This window comes from Rhodococcus ruber NBRC 15591 (assembly GCF_001894945.1).
In the GTDB taxonomy this organism is placed as follows: domain Bacteria; phylum Actinomycetota; class Actinomycetes; order Mycobacteriales; family Mycobacteriaceae; genus Rhodococcus; species Rhodococcus ruber.
In genome coordinates this window covers 1-8,788 of the sequence record NZ_BCXE01000049.1, presented here as the reverse complement: position 1 = coordinate 8,788, position 8,788 = coordinate 1, and the positions used below count along the sequence as shown (strand labels likewise).

Below are 8,788 nucleotides of genomic sequence, written 5' to 3'. Positions count from 1 at the left end.
TTGGTGACGACGAGGGTGTCGCCTTCGCGGCAGGCGGCGAGAGCTTCGCGCAGACCGGGCCGATGTCGATGGCGGCCGGTGTAGCCCCTGTCGGTGTAGACCCGGTCGTCGGGGACGCCGAGACGTTTGAGGGCTGAGCGCTGCGCTCGCAGATCTTGCCCGCGGGTGGAGCATCGGGCATAGCCGATCAGGATTCCGTCCACGAGACCACGATAGTGCCGTATGGGTCAGCTATACGAGACCGACATGCAGGACGGTTAAACAGGATGGTTCGGGAGCCGGATTCCGCAGGCCACTATCGGGCGCCGGGCGGGGGTGGGGTGTGCTGTTTGAGGGAGGGGGATCGGACCACAAAATTGATCTTGTTCCGAAAACGAACGTATATGAAACTTCGACGGCGGCACCGAGCGACCAGGTTCGACGACTGTTCCGAAACTCATGTCCGAAACACATGGTTCAAAACCAAGCTTGTCGGTGAGTTATGGAACACTGCGAGCCTGTGAGCGAACTTCTGGGCTATGCGAGGGTCTCGACGACCGATCAGACCCTCGATCTGCAGAGCGACGCACTGAGGGCCGCGGGGTGTTCGCGGATCTGGACCGAGACCGCCAGCGGTGCCACCACCGCCCGGCCGCAACTCGACGACCTGTTCTCTCACCTTCGGTCCGGGGACACCCTGGTGGTGTGGCGGCTCGATCGACTCGGCCGATCTCTACCGCATCTGCTTCAAGTTGTCACCGATCTCGAAGAGCGCGGCATCGGGTTCCGGTCGGTGACCGAAGCGATCGACACCACGACCGCCGGCGGCAAGCTGATCTTCTCCATCTTCGGCGCGCTCGCCGAGTTCGAACGCAACCTCATCCGCGAACGCACCTCGGCTGGCCTCGCCGCGGCCCGAGCCCGGGGCCGGGTCGGGGGCCGGCCGCCGAAGATGACGACGAAGAAGATCAAGCAGGCGAAGCTGATGCGCGACAACGGGATGAGTCAGACCGAGATCGCGGAGATCCTCGGTGTCGGCCGCACGACGCTGTATCGACATCTGAAATAGAGTTGGCGCTCCGACCCGCATCCTTCCAGCTCACGACCGTCCTTCGAGCTTCACACTGCGGACGGCGGCTGCCATTCGATGTCAGGCATCGAGAATCCCGTTCACTCCGACGGCAACTCTGCGCAGAGCCCGGCGGGCGATACCCAGCGACAAGGAGACCCACCATGATGCGGCACACGCTCGACTTCGGCAGCCCGCTGCCGCCGGGTTGGACCACACTCGACGAGAAACATCAGTCTCAGTACTGGGACCGGTTCACCAACAGTTTCGGATTCCGGCCCGGTACCGCAGAAGCGACGTGGCCAGCGATCGCCGAACCGGCACCGTCGATCACGTTCGATCTCACCGCGCCCGCTGACATCGAGGGTGCCTGGTCCAGTCGCTTCGATGCGGTTAATGCCGAAGCATTGCGGTGTTTCGTGGCCGAGTTCGACGACGATCCGGTGTTCGTCGTACTCGACTGGCAGCACACCTGCTACCAGCTCGATGCGGCCGTGCATGCGAGCACCCCGGACACCGAGTGACGAGTGCCGGTCTACCCCAAAGGCGACTACTACATCTTCCTGCGGGACGATCTGAGCGAAGGAACCTTCGGGCACCCCTGGGAGCAGACCCTGTGCGTGTTCGGCGAACGACTGCTGGCCTCGCTCGGCCGGACCCTCGCGACGTGGCTGCCCGTCATACGAATCGACGGCCTCCGACCCAACGATGTATAACCTCACCGAACACCCCTGATCGGCACAGGCTCATGCTCTTGCCTGCCCTTTCAGGTATTCCGTGGTGTCCTGCAGGACCCGTCGGCAATAGCGGTGTCACACCCGCCGCCGCCGCCAAGCCCACACGCACAACCCGATTCCCGCGAGCGATGCCACCGGCAGCACCCATCTCCACCGGCGCAGTGTCACGAACCGCTGGTACTGCTCGCTCGACAAGAACTGCAGACCGGGTCGATTCGCAGTGGGCGGTTCCCACCAGTAACTTCCCGAGCCGGTCAACACTTGAGGCCAAGCGAAGACGCCGATCGCGGTCGCGATGACGATGCAGGTGACGGGGAACGCCACCCAGAACCACGGGAACCCTGGCGCACTACCGAGCCGGGTTCGTCGTGGCACCACCACGCCCGCCGCCAACCCCAGCAGTGCCAGAACACCAAGCATCAACCACGCCATATCGTCGGACGATACGGTGCTGTCGTCCGGAGGTCTGGAAGCTCCGCACGGTGTGCTGCTGAAGGATCGTCAAACAGGACTGCTCCAAGAGCTGATTGACTGGAGTGCGTGACCGACAGCGAAGGAACGGCGTCAGCAATGCGAACGACTGTGATTCTCGGTGTGGTGGGCTTGGTGTGCGGGGTGGCCGCCGCCGGAATCCACCTGTGGTGGTGGTCCTCCCAACCCAAGATCGACATCGTCTACGACGGTGCGTACGAGCCTTTGCCGGATGTGCCGATGTCTTCGAGGTACACCTCGTGGCCTCTAGAGACACCCGAGACGGGGCTGTGGCTGTATGTCGCCCTCGTTGTTGTTCCCACGGTGCTTGGAGTGCTCGCCGGCCTCCTCGCTGGGCGGTCCGGGTGGGGGTTGGCTCGCCGCAAGTGTTGAATCGCAGGAGATCGTTCAACCACCGACAATCAGCACGGTGAGTAACGGTTCTTCATCACTCTGCGGTGAATTAATACTACACAGCACAGAGATTTCCGATTGAGTACACGGCTAAACGATTATTTGGGGCATTCACATTCCTCTCCTCCGAAACCGACGGAAGCAGCTCCAATTTCTTTCAGTCGCGCAATGGAAGCCGCCGCAAATTGCTCGGGACTCCTGATATCAATTATGTCGCCCGGCAGAAAAAACCCACCAGAATCCATTTGACTTCGAGAAGGAAGAGGCCAGCGCACCAAATAGCATCGACCATTGCGTTTCCGCTTCAGGACCAATTCAACTTGACCCCCACTGGACAATCTCATCGAGACGGGTTGGATGTCGGCACTGATGGCACTTATTCGCGATACTCCCCCTCTGAGTCCGTCAAAGGCGTGCCGAAAGACGGAATCTCCATCCGGCGGAGAAACGATCATGTCGTGCCAGTATCGCCCTCTGCTGTCGAGGTAAGGGAGATAGAAGGGAACATCCAACGAGCGGTACACTGTCGATAGCCCCCCACAACCGTCCAAAATTTGCAGTATTGAAAACTTCGGCTCCCCGTACGAGAATTTCCACCAGTCGAAGTTCGACGGAGCGTATACTCCCCACCCGGAGCGCGAAAGGAAGTAACACACCTGAACCACGCCGTCCGCACCTTCATTGGGGTGATATACATATATCGGCGGGTGAAGGTCGGAAATTATTTTGCGTGCGATAGCGATCGCATTCATCGGCCCAATCTTACCGCCCAAGAAACTAACGAGCAGTAGACGGTTTCCTCTCTCGGGATCAAATCCACCATCATCATCAACGGTTTCCCACCGAGCGGACAATGTAAGAAGCTTACCACCAGATTCCACCCGCCGGATGTCGACTGGGCGTTTTATATTCTCGATCTCCGCCAGAGAAATTGGACTCGTGCGATTACGCCAGATTTCATGCATTAACATCATCTCCACGCACGTGGGGGTGCGCCTGCATGCGTGCCGCACCCCCACGTGTCATACGAACGGATTCGAATTGCAGTCCAAGCCACGCCCCATCAGTCGGCGAGCCCCTCGTCGTACGCGATGTCGAGCAACGCCGCCGTGACCCATTCAGCACAACGGAGTCCTGCGTCGTCTTCCTGGCCATTGTCATTGTAGTCGCAGTAGACCGTCTGAAGGCCGAGGGGAGTTCCGGCTGGCATCCCACCTTGTGGGTCGTAGTCCGCTCCGCCGGTAGTCGATACCCCCACGACATGGAGTTGCTCAGCTCGGTCGCAGCTCGCATCGGGGGCGTCGTATGCGCATCCCTCCCCGAATGCTGACCATGCATGGTAGTTCCATCCGCTTCCTCCCCACGGACTGGAGACTTGGTTGACGTTGGATGAATTCAACACCGCCTTTACGGCGAGTACGGCTTCCTCCTGGTGCCATCCAACTTGCGGACGACCGATCCAATGACGGTTCTGCACTTTGTCGAGTCCGAAACCTTTTCCATCGTTCAGCTCGTCCTGAGAACCGGCCGGAACGCAGTACCACCCGCGGCGGATAGGAATTGGTTGACTTCCTGTCCTACTGTTAACGATCGTATCGAGCACCTCATCGCTGGCATAGTTGGGGAATACCGGGTTTTGTGGGGTTCCTGTACAACTCGCCTGATCCGCTAACGCGTACCCTGGACTTACGATGAATCCGAACGGAATTAGTAGAAGCCCAGCCGCGGCGACCAAAATTTTTCTCATTATTGATCGAGTCCTCTCAGTACCACAGAGTCTTGTAGTCAAATGTTCCGTCCGGATTAATCCTCGATATCACGGATCCGTCAACGAATTCTTGGAACGTCCCTTCCCCCGATTGGGATGGTTTCGCTGCACCGCTTGGGTAACCCAGGTGGCCGGTTTCGAATCCGAACCTTTGGAATACCTTGAGGGTTTCGAGTGGAATTCTCCACGCACCTACGATTGGGTACCAGTAGACCGGCGTCCCGTCTTCGAAGTAGACATAATGCCCGATGCCGTCTGGCGCCACTAGCTCGTCGGTCGTCGGATATCCCATCACTCCGTCCTCACGACCGAACTCCGCCCACCTGTCCCTGGCTGCGCTGTACAGGACCCGGGCCCCGGTTTGCCCGGACCAGGTGATGGTGCCGTTGAGGAAGTTGTTGTAGCGGCCGTTGTATTTGTTGACGGCGATCTCGTCGCTGTTGGGGTAGCCGAGGGGTCCGGTTTCGGCGCCGAGGGCGTGGTATTTGTCGCGGATGGCGCCGCCGATGGCGCCGAGGGAGACCGGGCTCCAGTAGATGGAGCCGCCTTGGAAGTCCTGGCGCCGGCCGTTCTGCAGCACGATCTCGTCGGTGATGGGATAGCCGAGGAAGCCGGCTTCCCAGTTGTGCTGGCCCCACTTCATCATGAAGTGGTTGACCACGGGGTGCGCCCCGGCGTTGGGGTGCCAGTAGATCGGGCCGTTGGCGAAGGTTTGGCGGCGTCCGACCTGGTCGGGGTTGACCAGGTCGTTGCTGGTGGGCCAGAGCAGGAAGCTGTTCGGTCCGCCGAGGGAGTCGTACTTGACGCGGATCTCCCCGCAGACGACGTACTGCCACGCGGGGAAGTAGACCATGCAGTCCGTGGGAGCGGCGGCGGCGACGGCGTTGGTGGTGGTGCTGCTGCGGGCGTTGCGGGACCGGGAGGCCGCGAGGAGTTTCGCCTCGGCGATCTCGGCCTTGTCGGCATCTTCCTTGGTGAAGCCTTCGGGGAGTTCTTGGCGGTCCGAGCGCATCTTGCCGGGCACGATCGTGGAATTGGGGTTCTGTGTCGGTGTCCACTCCACCCAAGGTTCCTTCTTGCCCGGTGCCGTCGGCGCCGTCTCCGGACTCGTCGGCGCCGGTGTCGTCGGCGCGACGCTCGGAGGAGCCGGGGGCTCGGTGAGCGGTGCCGGCGCTCGCGTCGTCGTCGGTACCGACGTGGCCGGCGGTACCGACGTGGCCGGCGGTATCGACGAGGTCGACGGTGCCTCGGTCGTCTCGGTGGTGTTCGGTGTCGACTGTTCGGCCGCCGGCGCCCTGGTCGAGGACGTGGTGGTGCCGGCGCTCGGTGGTGGCGTCGAGGTGGTGATCGGGGCGGTGGGGGTGGTCGTGGGCTGGGCCAGCACGGTGGAACTGCCGTGGGTGAGCAGCAGTGTGGTCGCTGCGGCGATCACACAGCGACCCACCCACCGGCGGTTCGGCGTGCCCAGGGCACGGCGATGGAGCGATTCCATTGAGACCTATCGTCTTTCGCAGGAGCAGGATCAGCGGTGGCGCCATCGCTACCTGGAAACCTAACCGGTTTCCCACCAACCACACCCGTATCCGGTAACGCTTCCATCACGGAAACCATCCGACCGGTACTTTTATAAATACCGGTGCAATCTGGGCATTTCGGTGCTACACCCGAGGGGCTGCCCGCCCCCTACGGCGGCGGTCCGCCGGGGCGCAGGGGTGTGCCCTGCTTCCGGGACGAAGCGCCGGATGAGTGCGTGACGAGGACGTCCGGTGCGGTGCGGCGGCTCGGCGCCCGGGTGGCCGGGGCCGGGCGCGCAGGGTCCCGGCGGAGACGGCGCACGGTGCGCTGCCCCGCTGCCCGTAGGCTGTCCGAGCGATCGGCCCTGGGGCCGCTATCGGGATCCGGAGGGGATCGGGAGGAAACGGCGCAGCGGCGAGCGGGAAGGAGGGGTGGTGGGGACCACACAGCACCGGGGCCGGGTTACCCGGTTCCACTTCGTCACGGTCGCGGCCGAGTTGTTCGCCGCCGCCGGGTATCACGGGGTCAGCACGGGCGAGATCGTCGCCGCGGCCGGCTCGAACAAGGGCGCGCTGTACTACCACTTCCGCTCCAAGGACGACCTGGTCGCGGCGATCATCGACGAACAGCACCGCCGCAGCATCGCCCTCGTCCAGCGGGTCACCGCCACCGACGCCGCGGCGCTCGAGCAGATCGTCATGCTCAGCCACGCCCTGGCCGACCTGCTACGGGAGAGCGCGCTGGTGCGGGCCGGGCTGCGCCTGTCCACCGAACTCGCCGATCGCACCCCCGTCCACCCGTACCGGGACTGGATCGGTGCCTGCCGCACCCTGCTCGACCGCGCCGCCGACGACGGCGATCTACGCCCGGGCCTGGATCTGGATGCGGTGGGCCGGTTCGTGATCGGGGCGTTCACCGGCATTCAACAGCTGTCCGGGTTGCTCACCGAGCGTCCCGACCTGCCCCGGCGGATCGACGAGCTGTGGGCACTGGTGCTGCCCACCCTCGTCGCCGACCCCGACCGGCGCGAGGCGGTGCGCCGCGCCCGCTGGAGACCCCCACTGCCCGTGGCCTGAACCGGTCCCTCGGCCGACGTCCACGGCAACGATCGTCGAACGGGACCGCTTCCCGTGACCGCTCGGGCTCGCTATCGTGAGATCAGTTTCCGGGATTATTTGATGATTGTGAGTAGATCATGGACAGTTACCGTGCGTTGCGCGAGGCCGTGGAGGAAGCCGGCGTGTACACCACGTCGATGGACACCCTCAAGACGATCCAGTCGGCGGGCCGCCTGGGTGTGCACGTCCGCTCGGCCATCAGCCGGGCTCTCGCGTCGCAGGGAATCGGCCATCTGCCGCCGGAGCTTCCGGCGAACCAGGTCGACGAGGTTCGCCTCTACCTGTTGGGCACCCCGATCGCGGATGTGGTGAGTGCCGTCCTGGCCCCCGACGAACGTGGGGATGCGATCCTCAAAGCCATCGGTTCGGCCGATGCCCAGGAAAAGCTCCTCCAGATCCGTGAGATCATCTGTGGCTGACGGGACCGTCGTCGGCCGTCATGAGTGCACGATCCTTCCTCGGGGACGCCGGTGGCGGTGACGGGACCACACCGGGAGCTCGCCGGAGGCGACGTTCATGCGTGGATCGACGAGTCGATCCACGCTCCTTCGGTCCAGGTCCCGCAGGGCATGTACCTCGTCGCTGCCGCGATCGCTTCCCCTCGCTCGTGTGATCCGGCGCGGGCGGAACTTCGTAAGTTGGTGCCCAAAGGTGCCGGACGTCTGCACTGGCGGAACGAGTCGGATCCTCGGCGTCGGAAGATCGCCGCTACGATCTCGAGGTTGGATTGCGTGAACGTGGTGATCGTCGGGTTACAGGTCGATCCCCGCAAGCAGGAACGTGCGCGAAGCAAGTGCATGGAGCGGCTGTTCTACGAGCTCGGCCTGCGGGACGTCACTCGGGCCTGGATCGAATCGCGCACACCGGAGTTGAACGAACGCGATCGCACGTTGGTGGCTCGGCTCCGCAGCCGTGGCGCGCTGCCGGCCGGACTGTTCGTCGACTTCGAGGTGCCGTCGGTCGAGCCGATGTTGTGGGTGCCCGATGCGGTGGCGGGATCGGTGGGAATGGCGCGCAAGAGCATCGACCTGGACATCCGGGCGTCGATGGCAGAGATGATCACCGAGATCGACCTCGTGATCGACCGGTGAACAGCGCGAAGGCCGGGTCCCGTCGTCCGGCGGGGATCCCGGCCCCACTTCCTCCATCCCTCGGGCGGAGGCGTTGCAGCAAGTCTACAGCATTTCACAAGTACGGCGCCCACACTCTGACCCAGCGACAACGAGCCGAGGCGCCCGCATAGCCTTCTCGTGTAACAGTTCAACCGGGAACGGCAGGGAGCAGGATGAGCGACGAGTCAAACGTGCTGGATCAGTTGATCTCCCGCGTTGACGACGACGCACTGCGCGCCCGTCTCGCCCACGAAGTCGACCTCCTGCGCGGATCTCGCCGATTCGGCCTCGTCTTCGACCGGCACCTGCCCGAGTCCGTCCGACTACCCGACCACCCCATCCGTAAGGGCATCCGCGTCGCGCTGCGCGACGAGTCGTCTGCCGCGACCTGGGTCGTCGATCGGTTCGCCGACCGCACCCGCGAGGTCGCCGTCCTCAGCGGCGACGGCGGTGAGCGGCACATCTCCGAGCTGATCGTCGTCCGCGAGTTCGGTGAGCCGATCTACCCGGGCCTTCGTTCAGTCGAGCACATCGAGAACGGACCGGCCGACGCTCCGTGGCATGTCGTGATCAATGGCGAGAACTTCCAACACACGACGCCTGGG

Annotated in this window: 8 protein-coding genes and 2 pseudogenes; 7 read left to right on the top strand and 3 right to left on the bottom strand. The window is 63.4% G+C overall.

All coding sequences use genetic code 11. The features are described 5' to 3' along the window. A partial coding sequence (locus RR3_RS24355) for a recombinase family protein (RefSeq protein WP_169918209.1) occupies positions 1-203 on the bottom strand: 203 nt, incomplete at its 3' end. Between the two features lie 296 nt (positions 204-499). On the opposite strand from RR3_RS24355, the gene RR3_RS24350 reads away from it, so the two are divergent. Together RR3_RS24350 and RR3_RS24345 are read left to right on the top strand one after the other, a co-directional pair. Beyond that, positions 500-1,048 carry a recombinase family protein gene (locus tag RR3_RS24350; protein ID WP_017682309.1) on the top strand — a complete coding sequence of 183 codons (549 nt, stop codon included), beginning with the start codon at positions 500-502 and terminating at the stop codon, positions 1,046-1,048. A 164-nt stretch (positions 1,049-1,212) separates the two neighbouring features. After that, positions 1,213-1,764, top strand: a pseudogene (locus tag RR3_RS24345) (DUF2716 domain-containing protein). Between the two features lie 96 nt (positions 1,765-1,860). Here the strand turns inward: RR3_RS24345 and RR3_RS24340 are convergent. Together RR3_RS24340 and RR3_RS24330 are read right to left on the bottom strand one after the other, a co-directional pair. Further along, entirely contained in the window at positions 1,861-2,217 is a 357-nt protein-coding gene (locus tag RR3_RS24340; protein WP_064066772.1) for a hypothetical protein, read from the bottom strand. A 2,216-nt stretch (positions 2,218-4,433) separates the two neighbouring features. Beyond that, entirely contained in the window at positions 4,434-5,501 is a 1,068-nt protein-coding gene (locus tag RR3_RS24330) for an LGFP repeat-containing protein (protein ID WP_064066770.1), read from the bottom strand. A gap of 13 nt (positions 5,502-5,514) precedes the next feature. On the opposite strand from RR3_RS24330, the gene RR3_RS24325 reads away from it, so the two are divergent. The 5 genes and pseudogenes from RR3_RS24325 to RR3_RS24305 form a co-directional block, all read left to right on the top strand. Continuing rightward, on the top strand, positions 5,515-5,994 hold the full coding sequence (locus RR3_RS24325; protein WP_026138132.1) for a hypothetical protein: 480 nt from the start codon (positions 5,515-5,517) through the stop codon (positions 5,992-5,994). 393 nt (positions 5,995-6,387) lie between these two features. Further along, entirely contained in the window at positions 6,388-7,029 is a 642-nt protein-coding gene (locus RR3_RS24320; RefSeq protein WP_017682318.1) for a ScbR family autoregulator-binding transcription factor, read from the top strand. A 179-nt stretch (positions 7,030-7,208) separates the two neighbouring features. Continuing rightward, positions 7,209-7,490, top strand: coding sequence for a hypothetical protein (locus RR3_RS24315; RefSeq protein WP_234420155.1), 282 nt, complete (start codon positions 7,209-7,211; stop codon positions 7,488-7,490). A 312-nt stretch (positions 7,491-7,802) separates the two neighbouring features. Then, a complete protein-coding gene (locus RR3_RS24310; protein ID WP_017682320.1) occupies positions 7,803-8,162 on the top strand; it encodes a hypothetical protein in 360 nt (119 codons plus the stop codon). Positions 8,163-8,356: 194 nt separating this feature from the next. Then, a pseudogene (locus RR3_RS24305) lies at positions 8,357-8,788 on the top strand (site-specific DNA-methyltransferase); the annotation flags it as partial.

Excerpts from the sequence above, each read along its gene's own strand:
- RR3_RS24315 (WP_234420155.1), top strand. The coding sequence starts at position 7,209 with ATGGACACCCTCAAGACGATCCAGTCGGCGGGCCGCCTGGGTGTGCAC.
- RR3_RS24340 (WP_064066772.1), bottom strand. The coding sequence starts at position 2,217 with ATGGCGTGGTTGATGCTTGGTGTTCTGGCACTGCTGGGGTTGGCGGCG.